The sequence below is a fragment of the Escherichia sp. MOD1-EC5950 genome, assembly GCF_002965345.1.
GTDB lineage: Bacteria > Pseudomonadota > Gammaproteobacteria > Enterobacterales > Enterobacteriaceae > Escherichia > Escherichia marmotae.
This window is the reverse complement of the sequence record NZ_PTSR01000129.1, coordinates 1-531: the sequence shown is the minus strand read 5'-3', so window position 1 is coordinate 531 and position 531 is coordinate 1. Positions and strand designations below refer to the sequence as shown.

Annotated in this window: 1 protein-coding gene and 1 pseudogene; both read right to left on the bottom strand. The window is 42.6% G+C overall.

Annotated features, from left to right (window positions below; translation table 11 throughout):
• Positions 1-23 precede the first annotated feature (23 nt).
• Positions 24-309, bottom strand: a pseudogene (locus BEA93_RS24635) (type II toxin-antitoxin system YafQ family toxin).
• A 45-nt stretch (positions 310-354) separates the two neighbouring features.
• Positions 355-531 (bottom strand): IS3 family transposase (locus BEA93_RS24630; protein ID WP_157945155.1); only part of this gene is annotated, 177 nt, incomplete at its 5' end.

Sequence of the window (531 nt, the reverse complement as noted above, 5' to 3'; positions counted from 1 at the left end):
ACAGAATTCTGGAGGGTACTGATTTATCTTCCAAATAAATCAGTGTGAGTTCCTGTACGCTCGAATCGCAAAAGGTCATCTGTAATTTTGTAGATTAACAACAAATCAGGTTCAATGTGAGCATCCCTGTAGCCTTTAAAGTTCCCTTGCAGGGAATGATCCTTATAAACAAATGGAAGCGGTAAATCATCGTTAATCAGAAACGCCATAAGTGTTTTTAAGTTTGTTCATATCCTTATTGCGCTTCTGAGCTTTCTTCACGTCCTTCTGAAACTGGCCTGAATATTCAATTTCCCGTTGTCTGGTCATGAGCAATCAGATACGGGGATGCGGACGATTTCCTGGACTGCTTTATTATGCCAGCCCGCATTGTTGGCGGTACATTTCAGGGCTGACGGCTCCCAGCGATAATTTTATACGCCGCTCATTATACCATCTGATGTAAGCATCTACATGCTGCATGAACTTTTCTGGCGTGATGCCCGACCATTTACGCCCATAATACATTTCCGTTTTCAGTCTGCCGAAAAA